The sequence below is a fragment of the Burkholderia sp. BCC1988 genome, from assembly GCF_905339895.1.
Taxonomy (GTDB): domain Bacteria; phylum Pseudomonadota; class Gammaproteobacteria; order Burkholderiales; family Burkholderiaceae; genus Burkholderia.
This window is the reverse complement of sequence record NZ_CAJPHA010000030.1, coordinates 18,960-33,934: the sequence shown is the minus strand read 5'-3', so window position 1 is coordinate 33,934 and position 14,975 is coordinate 18,960. Positions and strand designations below refer to the sequence as shown.

The 14,975-nt window shown below is 61.0% G+C and carries 13 protein-coding genes; 8 read left to right on the top strand and 5 right to left on the bottom strand.

What is annotated here, in order from left to right; genetic code table 11:
- Positions 1–4: 4 nt before the first annotated feature.
- Positions 5–2,098 carry an acetate--CoA ligase family protein gene (locus U4012_RS31735; protein WP_321803436.1) on the top strand — a complete coding sequence of 698 codons (2,094 nt, stop codon included), beginning with the start codon at positions 5–7 and terminating at the stop codon, positions 2,096–2,098.
- Between the two features lie 110 nt (positions 2,099–2,208).
- Here the strand turns inward: U4012_RS31735 and U4012_RS31730 are convergent, their stop codons facing one another.
- Positions 2,209–2,868, bottom strand: a complete 660-nt coding sequence (locus U4012_RS31730; RefSeq protein WP_321803434.1) for a TetR/AcrR family transcriptional regulator — start codon at positions 2,866–2,868, stop codon at positions 2,209–2,211.
- 203 nt (positions 2,869–3,071) lie between these two features.
- Between U4012_RS31730 and U4012_RS31725 the strand changes: the two genes are divergently transcribed.
- Genes U4012_RS31725 through U4012_RS31710 form a run of 4 tightly spaced genes read left to right on the top strand, consistent with a single transcriptional unit; the run spans position 3,072 to position 7,616 of the window.
- The gene (locus tag U4012_RS31725; protein ID WP_415750419.1) at positions 3,072–4,052 is read left to right on the top strand and encodes an HlyD family secretion protein; all 981 of its coding nucleotides are present in this window, start codon (positions 3,072–3,074) and stop codon (positions 4,050–4,052) included.
- Positions 4,049–4,999 carry an ABC transporter ATP-binding protein gene (locus U4012_RS31720; protein WP_321803432.1) on the top strand — a complete coding sequence of 317 codons (951 nt, stop codon included), beginning with the start codon at positions 4,049–4,051 and terminating at the stop codon, positions 4,997–4,999. The genes U4012_RS31725 and U4012_RS31720 overlap by 4 nt, the downstream gene beginning before the upstream one ends.
- 2 nt (positions 5,000–5,001) lie before the next feature.
- The gene (locus U4012_RS31715; RefSeq protein ID WP_321803430.1) at positions 5,002–6,141 is read left to right on the top strand and encodes an ABC transporter permease; all 1,140 of its coding nucleotides are present in this window, start codon (positions 5,002–5,004) and stop codon (positions 6,139–6,141) included.
- Between the two features lie 14 nt (positions 6,142–6,155).
- Positions 6,156–7,616, top strand: a complete 1,461-nt coding sequence (locus U4012_RS31710; RefSeq protein WP_321803428.1) for an efflux transporter outer membrane subunit — start codon at positions 6,156–6,158, stop codon at positions 7,614–7,616.
- Positions 7,617–7,798: 182 nt separating this feature from the next.
- On the opposite strand, the gene U4012_RS31705 is transcribed toward U4012_RS31710, so the two are convergent.
- Positions 7,799–8,098: a 4Fe-4S binding protein gene (locus tag U4012_RS31705; protein WP_321803426.1), complete on the bottom strand. Its 300-nt coding sequence runs from the start codon at positions 8,096–8,098 to the stop codon at positions 7,799–7,801.
- A 66-nt stretch (positions 8,099–8,164) separates the two neighbouring features.
- Positions 8,165–9,439, bottom strand: a complete 1,275-nt coding sequence (locus U4012_RS31700; RefSeq protein WP_321803424.1) for an alpha/beta hydrolase — start codon at positions 9,437–9,439, stop codon at positions 8,165–8,167.
- 317 nt (positions 9,440–9,756) lie between these two features.
- Between U4012_RS31700 and U4012_RS31695 the strand changes: the two genes are divergently transcribed.
- Genes U4012_RS31695 through U4012_RS31685 form a run of 3 tightly spaced genes read left to right on the top strand, consistent with a single transcriptional unit; the run spans position 9,757 to position 12,630 of the window.
- A complete protein-coding gene (locus tag U4012_RS31695; RefSeq protein WP_321803422.1) occupies positions 9,757–10,563 on the top strand; it encodes a MipA/OmpV family protein in 807 nt (268 codons plus the stop codon).
- An 11-nt stretch (positions 10,564–10,574) separates the two neighbouring features.
- Positions 10,575–11,258: a response regulator transcription factor gene (locus U4012_RS31690; RefSeq protein ID WP_321803420.1), complete on the top strand. Its 684-nt coding sequence runs from the start codon at positions 10,575–10,577 to the stop codon at positions 11,256–11,258.
- 4 nt (positions 11,259–11,262) lie between these two features.
- Positions 11,263–12,630 carry a sensor histidine kinase gene (locus U4012_RS31685; RefSeq protein ID WP_321803418.1) on the top strand — a complete coding sequence of 456 codons (1,368 nt, stop codon included), beginning with the start codon at positions 11,263–11,265 and terminating at the stop codon, positions 12,628–12,630.
- Between the two features lie 71 nt (positions 12,631–12,701).
- Here U4012_RS31685 and U4012_RS31680 read toward each other — a convergent pair whose 3' ends face one another.
- Together U4012_RS31680 and dmpG are read right to left on the bottom strand one after the other, a co-directional pair.
- Positions 12,702–13,820 (bottom strand): methyl-accepting chemotaxis protein, encoded by a 1,119-nt coding sequence (locus U4012_RS31680; protein ID WP_321803417.1) that lies wholly within the window; start codon positions 13,818–13,820, stop codon positions 12,702–12,704.
- Between the two features lie 101 nt (positions 13,821–13,921).
- Complete coding sequence (dmpG, locus tag U4012_RS31675) at positions 13,922–14,968, bottom strand: 4-hydroxy-2-oxovalerate aldolase (protein WP_321803415.1); 1,047 nt, start codon at positions 14,966–14,968, stop codon at positions 13,922–13,924.
- Between the last annotated feature and the right edge of the window lie 7 nt (positions 14,969–14,975).

Genomic DNA, 14,975 nt, shown 5'->3' with positions numbered 1-14,975 from the left:
ATCGATGAATGTCATCGCCAAACTGATGCGTCCGGCCAGCGTCGCGGTCATCGGCGCATCCTCGGACGCCGCGAAGACGGCCGGCCGGCCCATCGCGTATCTTCAGAAGCACGGATTCCAGGGCGAGATCTACCCGGTGAATCCGCGCTATCAGTCGATTGCCGGACTGCCCTGCTACGCGGACGTCGATTCCCTGCCGGCCGCACCGGACGTCGGCATCGTGCTGCTCGGCGCCGATCGCGCCCACGTCGCCGTCGAAGCGCTGGCCAGGCGCGGGACGACCGCCGCGATCGTCCTCGCGAGCGGTTATGCGGAAACCGGCGAGGCCGGTATGCGCCGCCAGGCGCAGTTGAAGGCGGCGGCAGGATCGATGCGTGTGCTCGGCCCCAACACGATCGGCGTCGTGAACCTGGCGGACGGGGTCACGCTGTCCGCCAGCGGTGCGCTGGACACCGACGATTTCACGGTCGGCGGCGTCAGCGTCGTCTCGCAAAGCGGCGGGATTCTCGGCGCGCTGCTCTCGCGCGCGGCGGACCGCGGCATGGGCTTGTCGAAACTCGTTTCGACCAGCAACGAGGTCGATCTCGACGTGAGCGACTTCATCGACTTCTTCGTCGACGACGCGGCCACGTCCGTGATCGCGCTGTACCTGGAAGGCCTGCGCGACCCGGCGCGCTTTCGTGCGGCGGCCCGCAAGGCCGCCGGCGCCGGCAAGCCGATCGTCGTCTACAAGATCGGCCGCTCGGAATCCGGTGCGCAGTCGGCCGTCTCGCACACCGGCGCGCTGGCCGGCGAGGATCGGATGTACGACGCGTTGTTCCGCGATGCCGGCGTAATCCGCGCGAACACGTTCGGCGACCTGCTCGACATTCCAAATGCGCTGGCATCCGGCCGCTCGCTGCGCGGCAAGCGGGTCGCGATTCTCACGTCGACCGGAGGCGCGGGCACGCTCGTCGCAGACAATCTCGGCCTCGCCGGATTCGACACGCCCGCACCGGATCCGGATACGGCCGCTGCATTGCGCGCGCTGCAGACCGGCGATCACGCGGTGCTCGACCGGAATCCAATCGACGTGACGCTGGCCGGCCTGCAGCCGGACCTGCTGCGCCGCGCGATCCGGACGCTCGCCGACAGCTCGTCCTACGACGCCGTCGCCGTGATCGCAGGCTCGTCCAGCATCGGGATGCCGGACCTGATGGCCGGCGCCGTTCGCGACGCTTTGCCCGATACCGACAAGCCGGTGATGGCGTTCGTCAGCCCGCATGCGCCGACGGTCGTGCGCGCGATGAACCGGCTCGGCGTCCCGGCGTTCATGTCGCCGGAAAGCGTCAGCAGCGCGATGGCCGCCATGCGGGAGACCGGGCGTCGGCGCGTGGACGTGACCGAGGCCGCGTCCGCCGCCGAAGCGAGTACGGTGGACGTGGCCGACGTGCCGACCGGGCCGCTCGACGAAGCGCAGGCCAAGGCGCTGTTCGCCCGCTTCGGTATCACGCCCGCGCGCGAACGCGTCGTCCGGACTTGTACCGACGCCGAGCAGGCTGCACGCGACTTCGACGATCGCGTCGTACTCAAGCTGCTGTCGAACCGCATCACGCACAAGAGCGATATCGGTGGTGTGGCGGTCGGCCTGGCAGCGGAAGAGATCGGCGCGCGACTCACGCGCATGCGCTGCGACGTCGAGACCGCGGCCGGCTTCGCGCCCGACGCATTCCTCGTGCAGGAAATGGTTTCGGGTGGCGTCGAGATGATCGTCGGTCTGCATCGCGATCCGCTCGGCACGGCGATCCTGCTGGGCATGGGCGGCGTGACCGCGGAGATCCTGAACGACACAGTGCTGCGCATGCTGCCGACCGATGCACCGTTGTCGCTTCGAGACGCGAGCGACATGATTCGCGAGCTTCGCACATGGCCACTGCTCGACGGCTATCGCGGCCGGCCGAAAGCAGATGTCGACGCGCTCGCCGCCGCGCTCGTCGCGTTCTCGCGGATGGCCCTTCAACTCGGCGAGCGGCTCGTCGAAGCCGAGATCAATCCGCTGTTCGTGCTCGACGCCGGCCGGGGCGTGCGGGCGGCCGACGGGATCGCCGTGATCGCGTGACTCGGTGCCAGCCGCTCGTTCATACGATGCGATCGCTGTCGCACGAACGAGCGGCCGCCTTCGTTCCCGCCAATGCCGGACCGTTGAAGCAGTCAACCGCCAAATCGCCTCTAGCCACGACTACGCCCACGAGACGCCGTTTTGTTGTCCGTGCGCAACTGAAATACTTCAGCGATGAATGCGCGGCTGGCGATGGTCACAAGTTCGATTATGCGTTCGACCGGACGCTCACCCCTTCTAAGCGCGTCGTAGCTCGGATAGCTGATCAGCAGATCAAGCATGTCCCCAACATCGCTTTCTGGCACCGACGGCGGCCCGTATCGGTCGGCGAGACGAGCGACTAGGGCCGTGAGTGCATGGCGACGCTTCTGCACGCGTTGCGCCATCAGCTCCGCGAACTCCGGATCGATCTGCGCTTCGGCAAAGAGCCTCGCGATCGGTTCATTCTTGCTCCAGACTCCTATTGCAAGCCGGACCATTTGCTCCAATGCCACGAATGGGTCCGGCTCTGCCATGGCATCTGCTATCGCGTGCATACCTGCGTTTTGAGCGAGCCGGTCGAATACAGCCTCAAGCAGCCCCCGGCGTGACCCGAATTGGTTGTAGACCGTTAGGCGGGTAACGCCCGCCTCACGCGCGACAGCTTCCAGCGACACCTCAGCGATGCTCGTGCATTCGCGCAGCAATTGCAGGGCAGCCTCAATTACGCGATCCCGCTTCTCCTTAGCTGCGATGGAGCGGGCCGTGCTTGTGTATTGGCGTTGGCTCATAGTTGCGACTTCGGTATACACCGTGTATAGTTAAAATGGCTATACAGATTGTATAGCGAAACCGTCGCGCAACCTCGCGCGGCGAAATTGCATGTTTTCCGCTACACCGATATGTCGCCTCCCATCCATCTCCCTTTGCGCGTACAACGACGCGCTTCCCGCGCTGGCTTGCGGCTCTTCCGGCAATCCCAAAGGGAGGGCGCATGAATCCTTCAGGACATGCGAAAGGGATGCTGCGGTACGCCCGGACCGCAATGTTCGCGGCCGCCGCTTTTTTTACCGGCTGCTCTAAGCCACCGGGCAACACGTACCAAGGGTATGTGGAGGGGGAATACTTGTATATGGCGTCGTCGCAAGCTGGGCGACTCGTCAATCTCGCTGTCCGTCGCGGCGAAACGGTAACCTCGGGCGCCCTGCTATTCGCACTCGAAGCAAGCAACGAGGAGGATGCTTTCGACCAGGCGCGACATCAAGCAGATGCCGCGCGGGCTCAATATTGGGATCTGCTATCCGGCAAGCGTCCAGCAGAAATCCGCGTCAACGCGGCGCAGCTTGAGCAGGCACGCGCGGACGCCGAGCGGACGCGCTTGCAATGGCTGCGTGACGATGCGCAATTCCGCGCCGGCGGCATCTCCAAAGCCCAAGCCGACGATTCTCGCGCCGCAGCTGCAAGCAGTGCCGCGCATGTGCGCGAGCTCGAAGCGCAGCTGCAGGTCGCACACCTTCCTGGGCGCTCCGAACAGGTTCGCGAACAGTGGTCGCAGGTGCAGGCAGCGCGAGCTGCACTCGCGCAGGCGCAATGGCGGCTCGACGAGAAACGCGTAAGTGCCCTCAGGGGCGGTCTCGTGTTCGACACAATGTACCGTGAGGGTGAATGGGTGCCCGCCGGCAGTCCGGTCGTGCGTATGTTGCCACCCAGCAACATGAAGGTCCGCTTCTTTGTCGGCGAAGCCGTCGTCGGCGAAATGCGGATCGGGCGCGGCGTGGTGATTCGCTGCGATGGCTGCTCATCCGACGTCCCCGCCACCGTCAGTTACGTGTCCGACGAGGCCGAATACACCCCGCAGATGATCTACAGCAACGAGACGCGCACGAAGCTCGTGTTCATGATCGAAGCGCGGCCCTCCTCAGCCGATGCGATGAAGCTGCACCCCGGCCAACCAGTAGAAGTGATCGCGCAATGAGTTCACCTTCTACATCTCCGCTCGCAATCGACGTACGTGGACTCCACAAGCGCTTCGGCGAGCGGCACGTCGTCAACAACGTGTCGTTGCAGGTGCGGCGCGGTGAAATTTTCGGCTTCCTGGGACCGAACGGCAGTGGCAAAACGACCTGCATACGGATGCTATGCGGGTTGCTCACGCCTGACGCGGGCAGCGGCACGTGCCTTGGCTTCAACATCGCGAGCGAGAGCCCCGAAATCAAGCGTCATGTTGGTTATATGACGCAACGCTTCTCGTTCTGGGAAGATCTCAGCATCCGAGAAAATCTCGATTTCGTCGCGCGCATCTATGGCATACAGGACCGTCCGCGGGCGATCACTCGCGCGCTCGAGGATCTCGGCCTCACGCAGCGCGCGTCCCAACTCGCCGGCACACTGTCCGGCGGTTGGAAGCAGCGACTCGCGCTGGCTGCATGCCTGCTACACGAACCGCAATTGCTGCTGCTCGATGAACCTACAGCAGGCGTCGATCCGAGCGCTCGTCGCGATTTTTGGGAGGAACTGCATCGCCTTGCAGCACGAGGCATTTCGGTCCTGGTCAGCACGCACTACATGGACGAGGCTGAGCGCTGCCATAAGCTCGCTTACATCGCTTGGGGTGAACTGCTCGCACAGGGAACCGCATCCGAGATAACCGATTCGCTCGGGTTGTCGACTTGGGCAATCTGCGGCGACGACCTCGTCGGAATCGCAGATCGTCTGCGCAATGCGCCCGGCGTCATGCAGACTGTCGCTTTCGGTAGCGCCTTGCACGTCAGCGGCACAGATGCGGAGACGTTGCTATCAACAATCGACGCCGCGCTTGGCGGTACTGGCGCGCGAGCGAAGCCAATCCAAACAAGCCTCGAGCATGCGTTCATCTTTTTGATGAAGTCTGGTGCCAACGCTCCCGGTGCGGAGGGGCACTGACCATGCTGAACGGTTTTTCGGTCGGTCGATGGTGGGCCATCGTGCGCAAGGAATTCCTCCAACTTCGGCGCGACCGCATCACGTTCGCGATGATCATTGGCGTGCCGATTGTGCAACTGACGCTGTTCGGCTTCGCGATCAACAACGATCCCAAGCACCTGCCAACGGCGGTAATTGCAGGCGATCAGAGCGAATTCACGCGCAGCTTCATCGCGTCAATGCGCAACTCGGACGAATTCGACATCGTCGAGACACTGCCTGATGAAGCAGCGGGCCGGCGCGCGCTTGCGCAGGGTCGCGTGCTTTTCGTGCTAGACATCCCGACGAATTTTACGCGCGACGTCGTCAAGGGGGTACGGCCTTCGCTGCGCGTTGACGCGGACGCGACCGATTCCGTCGTTGTGGGCGCCGCTCTCGCTGCGCTTCCAGCAATCGCTTCATCTGTGCTGCGCAAGGACATGACGGGCGCGCTAGCGAATGTGGCACCAAGCGCACCGGGCGCGTTCGACGTGCAACTTCACCGCGTATATAACCCGGAATCAAACACGCAATACAACGTTGTTCCAGGTTTGATGGGCGTAATCTTAACGATGACGATGGTCATGATGACGGGGCTCTCGATTACTCGCGAGCGCGAACGCGGGACGATGGAGAACCTACTTTCGACGCCGGTTCTGCCGCTGGAGGTGACCTCGGGCAAGATCGTCCCATACGTGATGATCGGCCTGCTACAGGTGACGATCATCCTTCTCGCGGCGCACTTCGTGTTCCAGGTGCCCGTAGTTGGCAGTCTGGTGGCGATCTATCTGGCGGCGCTGCTATTCATCGCGGCAAGTCTGTCCGTAGGGATTATGTTGTCGTCGCTTGCGCAAAGCCAATTGCAAGGCATGCAACTGACCTTCTTCTACTTCCTGCCGAACATCCTTCTATCGGGCTTCATCGTACCGTTTCCAGGGATGCCCCTCTGGGCGCAGTGGATCGGAAACCTGCTTCCCCTCACCCACTTCAATCGCGTAGTCCGCGGCCTCCTGCTCAAAGGCGCGGGTTGGTCCGATCTATGGCCGCAAATATGGCCGATGCTCGCGTTCATGGCAGTCGTGATGATCATTGCCGTGCGCGTGTACCGACGCACGCTCGATTGAGCCCCGAGACAATCATGAAACTTAGACCCTTCCCCTTTCGCGGATTGAATCTGGCCGGCGTGTGCGCCGGAGTGCTTTGTGCCTGCACGGCCGGACCGGACTTCCATCGGCCGGACACCGTTGCAGACTCTACCTACACGGCGGCTCCGCAGCCAGTGGAGACCGTGGGCACCGATGGTCCGGGGGGCGACACCCAGCGTTTCGTCACGGCCGAATCAGTGGGGGGTGCGTGGTGGCAAGCATTTGAATCCGATGAACTGAACAGGCTCGTGGAACACGCGTTGGATGCAAGCCCGACCGTCGAGCAGGCCCGTGCGACGCTTGCGCAGGCTGCCCAGGATTATCGGGCCCAGGCTGATGGAACGTTGTGGCCGCAAATCGATGCGTCGTTGAACACCACGCGTGAAAAGCTAAATCCCGCCGCGACCGGCATCGGCAGCGTGATTGGCAACCGTAAAATTCCCCCGTTCACGCTGTATCAGGCAACGATTAGCGTGTCCTACTCGCTCGATCTCGCCGGCGGCAATCGTCGTGCACTGGAAGCACTCGCGGCTCAGCTCGACAATCGTCGCTTCGAACTCGACGCGGCAAGATTGACGCTCGCGGGCAACGTAGTGACGACCGCCGTTCACAGGGCGTCGCTCGCAAAACAGCTTGCGCTTACCGACGCGCTGCTCAGCGCTCAGCTCCGCCAACTCGACATCGACGACGAGCGTTACCGGACAGGTGGAATTTCGAACGCCGATCTGCTGACGCAGCGCACACTGGTCGAGCAGACGCGCGCGACACTCGCCCCATTACGCGCGCAATTAGCACAGGCCGATCATCAACTCGCCATCTACCTAGGCCGCACGCCAGCACAGGGCGCTGGCGCCGCGCCCGAGCTCGACGCCCTCGTGTTGCCCAAGAACGTTCCCCTTGTATTGCCGAGCACGCTAGCTCGGCAGCGGCCTGATATACGTGCGTCAGAAGCACTGCTGCACCAGGCGAGCGCGAACGTCGGCGTTGCAACAGCAAACCTCTATCCGAAAATCAATTTGACGGCCAGCATGGGGCCGGAGGGAACCGGACTCTCGGATCTGCTCAATGTCTGGTCGCTAGGTGCTGGACTGACGCAGCCGATCTTTCACGGCGGACAGTTACGTGCGCGTAAGCGGTCCGCAGAACAAGCATACGCGGCCGCCGCCGCGGCATATCGTCAGACGGTCTTGCAAGGATTGCAGCAGGTAGCCGACGCGCTGCGCGCGCTCGATGGTGACGCGCAGGAGCTCGCATCGCGCGATCGCGCACAACGTGATGCCGAAGCCGCCCTGCAAATCACGCGACGTCGCTTCGACGCCGGTGGGGTCAGCGAGTACGCGGTGCTGGATTCGCAGCGCCAAGCGCTGCAAACGACGTTAGATCGTACCCGCGTTCAGGCTCAGCGAATGACGGATACCGCGGCGCTGTTTCAAGCTCTGGGAGGCACTATTTGAGTGTACCTGCGGCGGCGGTGAGCGACTTCGTCCACACTGCATTCTATCCGCGCAGACTATCGAGAGCGCCTCTTGTGATGGCGCTTTTCCTGTTGAAACGCCCCAGGGTCGAGTTACGTTGCACTGGTGGGCCGACATCGAAACTCAAGCCTGTGGCGGCACAGGCTCGAGCCTTCACGCGCTCAACTGCATGCGCGTTCAAGACTAATCGCATGCTCAGGGCAAGCGGAAACGCAGTATCCGCAGCCCTCGCACGCGCTGGCATTTGGCGTTGCCGCCGTTTTCATACCGTGAACAAAGACTTTGAACTTAGCGAAGGCCGGCAAACCTCTAAACGTGTCTTCGGGAATGCGCACGATCTCGAATACATTCACCGGACACGCGGTGACGCAGTCGGCTTTACCCTCGCAACGCGCTGGATCAACCACAGGGCGCAAGACGCCTGGGATCTGGCGGCACATCTCTTTGGTTTCACTTTTCATGTTTAGCTTCTCCGGTCCTGCTTTGGCGACAAAAACTGGTCTTGTTTCATTCGGTTCATTCGCTTGTTACCTACTTGAAGTGGCGGCATGCGGCAGAGGAAGTGGCATTCGTGACCCCGCATCGCCGGCATGCACTAAGCCCGAAGATTCGCTGCCAGAAGCTTCAACGGCCGTTTGATCGACAAACACGGTCTTCATCACTGAGGTCTGCCAATCGAAATATGGATTGAATGTGAGCCGTGCGTGGACCTTCCCCTCTTCGCGGTGTCCCCAATCCGAATACCATACGGAGGCACCTTGCTCACAAGACTGGGTGGCGCGTTCGGTTTGTCCATTCAAGCAGATGCGAAGGCCGCCTTTTTCGCCGTACAGCGGATTCCTAGGAGAGAACAGCAAGCCCATGTGAGAGAACTGGCTGATGCGCAGCGCTGGAAGCCTGTCTGGCCGGATCAAGACACGCGTCGCATCGACCAGTCCGCTCGGTTTTTCGCCATACCAAACCAGGCGGCTTCGCGGGTTCGTGAAACGCTGTTGAAACACATCCAGCAAGTAACGTGTGTTGAGTACCGAATCGTGCTGAGCGACGACCATGAAAACCGGCTTGTCGTAGGGGCCGTTGCCAAGCAGCCGCCGCGCGATCACGCTGGTCCGATAAAACTGCGCGAATCCGTTGGTCGGTACATTCATGTAGCGAACGGGGGTCTGCATAGGCATCGAGCCACCGGATTTGACTAGCCATGGCCGGATTGGGGCAACAAGCGGTGCCATCCAGTCGAAGGGCATCGTCTTGAAGCCTGGGGAGAACAACACCAGGCCTGCGATCTCCGGGTGGGCGTACGCGTACTCGAGCACGAGATTACAGCCCGTTGAGAAGCCTCCTAAGTAAACTTCTTTTACGTCATGCTGTAGCGCTTCGGCCTGTTGCCACACGACCCGCTCCCAATCTTCCGCCGTAACCGTCAGGAGATCGTCGGGCTTTGTCCCATGGCCCGGAAGCAGCACAGTGCGCACGAGAAATCCCTGCGCGGCCAGTTCCTGCGCCAGATCGCGGAATGACCAGGGCGAATCGCCGAGACCATGCACGAGCAGAATACCCTTTGCGGGTCGCGAAGCTATACGCTGCGAGATGGACTGCCACTCCTTAGGCGCGTTCCAGTCCAATTCGGCCTCGTGATCCGCAGACTGGAAACTGCGCCTCGCACGCAATGTCTCGAGCGTTTCGCTTTGGTAGTCCGCGAAGCTCACAGACGATACTGGTCCCTGAAAATTCTTCGGCGCGGCGCAGCCCGCAAACAAGCTGGCCCCCGCAATGACAGGCGTCAAGAGTGTGAGGATGTTCACGAAACAGGCCTTGTGTGAGGAACCGCGCGGTCTGCTCCGGCTCTGCATCATCTTTTCGGACGAGCCAATCCATCGGCGAAAAACAGAACGGAATACTACGAACGCGCGGCACCACGGTTCTCTCACGATCACTCCCAAACTCGATCAACCTACGATCCGCACTCTACGAGGGTTCGACTTACCGGCGACTTACCAACCGCCTGTCTGCAACGACAAATGCGTCCCCCGTCCTTCGATTCGACAGTCCCAGTAAGTCGCCGGTAAGTCGATCGCCCCTACAGTGCATGCCGTCTATTCGTCCACTTCGGGAGTGATCCGTGATAAAAACATGGCGCGGCGCGCCGCTATTAATGACCCTTTCCGTTGCCGCATGGCTGCCCTGCACCGCCCACGCCGATTCGCCCGAGACCGATGCGGGGAACGGCTTTACATTTCTCAGCGATGCGACGAATGTCACGCACTGGGGGCTCGGAGCTGGGGTAGGAGTCGAAGCGAAGCCTTACAAGGGAGATGGCGCGGAAGTGCTCCCCATTCCGCTCGTATCCTTCGACGACAAATGGGTTCGCCTGTTCGGCACCTCGATCGACCTGAAAATCGGTCAGTGGAACGGCATATCGGTCGCACTGCGCGGGCAAGTCGGCCTGTTCGATGGATACAAACAGTCCGACGCTCCGATCTTGAACGGCATGCAGAATCGCAACTCGGTGACTTTCTGGTACGGGCCTTCACTCGCTTGGCGCAGCGCGTTCGGCACACTTTCGGGCAGCTACCTCGTCGGAGGGAACAAAGGGCAGCGGGCATCCATTGAGTTCGAGAAGACATTCGACGCTGGCAAGTGGTCGTTCTCGCCCCATGTCGGTACCGAATGGCTTAGCCGGAAATATGTCGACTATTATTACGGCGTAACTGCGCAGGAGGCCCGCACCTGGCGGCCGGAATACGCAGGCGCAGCGACCGAGCGGACTGAAGTCGGTATGCGGGTGGGGTATCAGCTCACCGCCGAGCAGACTGTAAGCCTCGACGTCGCTGTCACCCACCTAGGTCGCGGCATCACGGACAGCCCGTTGGTAGGCAAACGCTTCATTCCCGAAGCGAGGCTAGGTTACATGTATCGTTTCAAGTAACGGAACGTCTGATGTCGAGAGTCGCGTTAATAGAAGACCACGAGCGCCTGGCGAACATGGTTCGTCACGCGCTCTCCGATGCGGGAATTGAGACCGATCTATTTCGAAGTCTGTCGGAAGCTGAATATGGCGTAAATCGCGGAGATTACGCCGTCCTGATTATAGATCGCGGCCTGCCGGACGGTGATGGATTGGCATTTCTCCGCGGCCTGCGTGGCGCAGGCATGGCGACGCCATGCCTGATGCTGACTGCCCGTGACGCGTTGCACGATCGTGTAGATGGACTGGAGAGCGGCGCCGACGACTACGTGACCAAACCGTTCGCGATGAGCGAACTGGTTGCGCGGGTACGCACGCTGATGCGGCGTACCTTGCCACTCAGAACACTGACGGTTTCCTTCCGGGACTTAACTATCGACCCAGCCCAGCATGCACTGATTTGTGGCACGAGATCAGTCCGCCTCGCCCCTGCGGAGTTGCAGATCATGCAGTGCCTTGCCAAAGCCGCTGGCCAGACCGTACGCCACGCAGCGCTGGAGCACGCTGCATGGGGATTGGGAACCGCCGTAACACCCAATGCACTTGAAGTCACCATGCATCGTTTACGCAAGAAGCTTAGCGCCCTCGGCACGACTACACGCGTCGTCAATGTTCGGGGCACGGGATTCGCCCTTCAAGGCACGGAATCGGCTTGACGCCATGTTCAATCGCTGGACTCGCAGACTTTCGGTACGACTTTGGCTAACGGGTGTCGTGGCATTTGCCGCGGCCCTCTACATGCTGATCGCCGGAGTCATATATGCCTTCAACCACTATCCCGAAAAAACGCTGATCTGGGCGGAGCAACGGGAACGCATCAGTCAGATCAAGCATGCCATGCACTTCGACGACAATGGATGCCTGACGTCGATGACTTCAGGGCGGCTGACACGCCCATACAACATTGTTCCTAACGAACTGATGTACCGTGTCCTCGATCAGGACGGTCGTGTACTTGATGCATCCGAGGAAGCTTCAAGTGGGGGACCATGGCTGGCGGAAGAGCTCTCCGTTGTTGCCGGTCATCGGCGCGAGACAATGCTGTTTGGTAGAACGTTTCACATCGCGACGGACCGTATTGCTCCCGGAACATGCCAGTACTACATCCAGGTCGCGATAAGCGATCGGATCGTTCAGGCAATCGTGAACACAAAAGTTGGTGCGTTGTTGGGAATCGCCGCGGTGGCCGTTCTACTGACGATGCTCGCATTCGGTCTGACGCTCACTATTGCGCTTAATCGACAGTTGAGACCCCTGCGGCTTGCATCACGCGAGGCGGCAGCCCTTTCAACCCGAAACCTCGCCGCCCGCCTTTCGGTACGCGGCCTCCCCAGCGAGATTGAGCCGTTAGTCACCGCGTTCAACGATGCACTGGGCCGACTCGAGCACGGATTCGTGGTCCAAAAGCAATTTCTGGCATCGACCGCACACGAATTGCAGACACCGCTCACCCTGATTCGCGGCCAGATCGAACTCCACCCAGACATTTCAGGCAAGGCACAGCTATTCCGTGATATCGATCTAATGGCACGTCAAGTCGGCCAGTTGCTGCATCTTGCCGAAGTCAGCGAAGCACAAAACTTCTCGTGTACCGAAATCGATCCGGCCGATACGGTTCGCGATGTGGTCGGCTACCTCGAGTCAAAGGCAAAAGGTAGGCGCGTAATGCTCCGTTGGCACCAATGCACCGAGGCCTTTAATATCCTTGCGGACGCTGGCGCTCTGTTTGTCCTACTGAAGAACCTCGTGGAAAATGCGATTAACGTGTCGCCTCCCGAAGCGGCTGTCATCTTGGTTGTCGATCGCGCATCGATCCATGTTATCGATGAGGGCCCCGGTATTCCTGACGAACATGTTCCGTTCCTATTCGATCGCTTTTGGCGTGCTCCCGGCACCGAATACGATGGCGCCGGGCTGGGGCTCGCCATCTGCAAGGAAATCGCAGTGGCTCATGGATGGACGCTGATGCCCCAGCGCGCAATGTCCGGGACGAATTTTGTCATTCAGTTCGTGCAGGACAGCAATTGATGGACATTGCGCATGTCATGTACGTCATCGGCCGACCTTACCGCCACATGCGTACGCGCGGCCAACGAGCGCTACACCCTCTCACCGTTACCGATCCCGGCCGCCGCAGATTCCGTCGCAGCCGACAGTCTGAACGAAGCCACTGCCGCGTTTAGCCGATCTGCCTGCTCGTCCAGCGACTGAGTAGCCGCAGCCGCCTGCTCAACCAGCGCAGCGTTGTGCTGAGTGACGTCGTCCATCTGACTGATTGCACGTCCGATCTGCTCGACCCCACGAGACTGATCGTCCGACGCTTGAGCGATTTCAACGACAATTCCAGAAACCCGTGCAATCGCGGTCCGAATGTCGTCCATCGCTTCCTGTACGCTGCTTGCCTGCTGCGAGCCGACTCGGATCGCAGCGACTGATAGCTCGATCAGATCGTTGATTTCCTTGGTCGCAGAAGCCGCCCTCTGAGCGAGGTTTCGTACTTCGCTGGCTACTACAGCAAAACCTCGACCATGAGCGCCGGCTCGAGCTGCTTCTACTGAGGCGTTCAGCGCAAGGATATTCGTCTGGAAGGCGATTCCCCCGATCATTCCTGTAATTTCGGAAATGCGAGCCGAACCGCTGCTAATCTTTCCAATCGCACCGACCATCGCCTTCATGAGACCGGTTCCGGCGTCCGTCACTTGCGTCGCGGTCGCGGCGCACTCTCGCGCCAGACGAGCGCTGTCGGCGTTACGTTTCACGGTCTCGATCATCTGGTCCATGCTCGCCGCCGTCTGTTCGAGCGATGCGGCCTGCTCTTCGGTCCGCGCGGAAAGATCCAGGTTGCCAGCAGCAATTTCTCGCGTCGCCGTAGCGACGTTGTTGGACGAAGCTCGCACTTCGAACACGGCATGTTCGATGCGCTGCATCAATCGATCGAAGGCGACTGCCGACCGACCGAACTCATCCATTCGCGGTGCCGCCGACCGCTTCGACAGATCCAACGACGTCGCGATCTCTTCGAACTTACGCCCCATACGATCGAGGCCACCGCATATCAGGCGAAGCAAATGGCCGCCGAAATATGCCGCAATCACGAATTCAACTAGCGCTGAGAGTGCCAATACCACCAGCAACGATCGGTCAGACACCGATACCGCGGAGCCGGCACGGAGGAAAAGCATCGCCCCAGCTGTGCCAGTGACAAGACTCAGCACCATGCACGTGCCGAAAGCCGCAACCAGCTTAAGCCTAATTGTGAGAAACACACCCTTCTGCCGCATCCGACCTCCCCGCGCTTCAGCCGCTCCGCCCGATCATTTCACTCCGCACCGATCGGAGCCACCGAACTGACGTCGGTTTTTGCCCGCAGCAGATCAAGCGCGACGTCCACGATCATGTCTTCCTGTCCCCCTACCATGCGGCGTCGACCTAGTTCGACCAGAATGTCGACTGCTTTCAATCCATAGCGCTCAGCGGCCGCCTCGGCATGCCGAAGGAAGCTGGAATAAACTCCGGCGTACCCTAGCGCCAGCGTCTCACGATCCACACGCACCGGCCGGTCCTGTAACGGGCGCACGATATCGTCCGCCGCATCCATCAGCGCCATGAGGTCGCAGTCGTGGACCCAGCCAAGCCGCTCCGCTGCGGCGATGAAAACCTCTAGCGGAGCATTGCCGGCGCCGGCACCCATCCCCGCCAATGACGCATCGATACGATCGCAGCCCTCCTCCACGGCGACGATCGAATTCGCCACACCGAGACTCAGGTTATGGTGCGCATGCATGCCCGTCTGCGTCTCGGGCTTGAGAACCCGCTTTAGGGCGCGAAAGCGATCGCGTACGTCTGCCATGCCGAGAGCACCACCGGAATCCACCACGTAAATGCAGGTCGCGCCGTACGACTCCATTTTTAGCGCTTCCTGGGCGAGCCGATCCGGCGTCGTCATGTGGCTCATCATGAGGAAGCCGACAGTATCCATGCCGAGCGAGCGTGCCGTCTCGATGTGCTGGCGGGATACGTCAGCCTCAGTGCAGTGTGTGGCGACCCGAACGATCCTGGCGCCAGCCGCGTGGGCGTTGCGCAAGTCGTGAACTGTGCCGATACCCGGCAGCAGCAGCGTCGCGACGTGAGCATGTGTCACGACCTCGGCCACTGCAGCAATCCACTCGAGGTCCGTGTGTGCGCCGAAGCCGTAGTTGAAGCTAGAGCCAGCCAATCCATCGCCGTGGGCGACCTCGATCGAATCAACACGTGCTGCATCGAGCGCCTTCGCGATTTGTACCGCTTGCGCGATGCTGTACTGATGTCGCACGGCGTGGCTGCCATCGCGCAGCGTGACATCAGAGATATAGAGTTTCTTGTTCACGTCCACT

Coding starts and splice junctions, on each gene's coding strand:
- U4012_RS31735 (WP_321803436.1), top strand. CDS start 5: ATGAATGTCATCGCCAAACTGATGCGTCCGGCCAGCGTCGCGGTCATC.
- U4012_RS31730 (WP_321803434.1), bottom strand. CDS start 2,868: ATGAGCCAACGCCAATACACAAGCACGGCCCGCTCCATCGCAGCTAAG.
- U4012_RS31725 (WP_415750419.1), top strand. CDS start 3,072: ATGAATCCTTCAGGACATGCGAAAGGGATGCTGCGGTACGCCCGGACC.
- U4012_RS31720 (WP_321803432.1), top strand. CDS start 4,049: ATGAGTTCACCTTCTACATCTCCGCTCGCAATCGACGTACGTGGACTC.
- U4012_RS31715 (WP_321803430.1), top strand. CDS start 5,002: ATGCTGAACGGTTTTTCGGTCGGTCGATGGTGGGCCATCGTGCGCAAG.
- U4012_RS31710 (WP_321803428.1), top strand. CDS start 6,156: ATGAAACTTAGACCCTTCCCCTTTCGCGGATTGAATCTGGCCGGCGTG.
- U4012_RS31705 (WP_321803426.1), bottom strand. CDS start 8,098: ATGAAAAGTGAAACCAAAGAGATGTGCCGCCAGATCCCAGGCGTCTTG.
- U4012_RS31690 (WP_321803420.1), top strand. CDS start 10,575: ATGTCGAGAGTCGCGTTAATAGAAGACCACGAGCGCCTGGCGAACATG.
- U4012_RS31685 (WP_321803418.1), top strand. CDS start 11,263: ATGTTCAATCGCTGGACTCGCAGACTTTCGGTACGACTTTGGCTAACG.
- U4012_RS31680 (WP_321803417.1), bottom strand. CDS start 13,820: ATGGTGCTGAGTCTTGTCACTGGCACAGCTGGGGCGATGCTTTTCCTC.